Genomic DNA, 1,164 nt, shown 5'->3' on the forward strand with positions numbered 1-1,164 from the left:
GAGCGGCGGGACTGGCCGGAGACCGGCCGCCCGCGCCGGGCCGGCATCTCCTCGTTCGGCTTCAGCGGCACCAACGCCCACACCATCATCGAGCAGGCCCCGGACGTCGAGCAGACGGAGCCGGCCGGGCCGCCGCAGGCACGTCCCGGTGTCCTGCCGTGGGTGCTGTCAGCGAAGAGCGAGGCGGCCCTCCGCGTCCAGGCCGAGCGCCTGGTCACCTGGTTCGCCTCGAACGAGGACCTGCCGTCGCCCGCCGATGTCGCCTACTCCCTGGCCACGTCGCGGTCGGCGCTCGAACACCGGGCCACGGTCGTAGCCGAGGAGCCGGCGGCGTTCGTCGCCGCGCTGAACGCTCTCGCGGCCGGTGAGCCCGTACCCGGGCTGGTGCGCGGTACGGCTTCCTCCGGCGGGCTGGCCTTCCTGTTCACGGGTCAGGGCAGCCAGCGCCTGGGGATGGGGCGTGAGCTGTATGACGCCTTCCCGGTGTTTGCGGACGCGCTGGACGCGATCTGCGCCCGTATGGACGGGCATCTGGAACTCCCGCTGCGTGACGTGGTGTTCGGGACGGACGCGGAGCTGCTGGACCAGACCGGCTACACCCAGCCCGCGCTCTTCGCGGTCGAGGTGGCGCTCTTCCGCCTCGTGGAGAGCTGGGGGCTGAAGCCCGACTTCCTCTCCGGGCATTCCATCGGCGAGATCGCCGCCGCGCACGCCGCCGGGGTCCTGGACCTGGACGACGCGTGCACGCTGGTCGCGGCCCGCGGCCGGCTGATGCAGGCCCTGCCCGCAGGCGGCGCCATGATCGCCGTCCAGGCGTCCGAGGACGAGCTGCTGCCGCTGCTGACGGACCGGGTGGGCATCGCCGCCGTCAACGGGCCGCAGTCGGTCGTGATCGCCGGTGACGAGGACGCGGCGGTCGCGATCGCCGAGGCCTTCGTGGCGCAGGGTCGTAAGAGCAAGCGGCTGACGGTGAGCCACGCGTTCCACTCGCCGCACATGGACGGCATGCTGGAGGAGTTCCGCCAGGTGGTGGAGGGTGTCACCTTCGCTGCTCCGCTGATCCCGGTTGTGTCGAACCTGACCGGTGCCCTGGTCTCCGATGAGATGGGCTCGGCCGAGTTCTGGGTGCGGCACGTGCGGGATGCCGTGCGCTTCCTGGATGGG

Annotated in this window: 1 protein-coding gene; it reads left to right on the forward strand. The window is 72.1% G+C overall.

Going from position 1 to position 1,164, the window contains the following annotated elements; translation table 11 throughout:
• The coding region (locus ACEPPI_RS40515; RefSeq protein ID WP_373920240.1) for an acyltransferase domain-containing protein at positions 1-1,164 on the forward strand (1,164 nt) is incomplete at both ends.

This window comes from Streptomyces sp. AB3(2024), assembly GCF_041862025.1.
GTDB lineage: Bacteria > Actinomycetota > Actinomycetes > Streptomycetales > Streptomycetaceae > Streptomyces.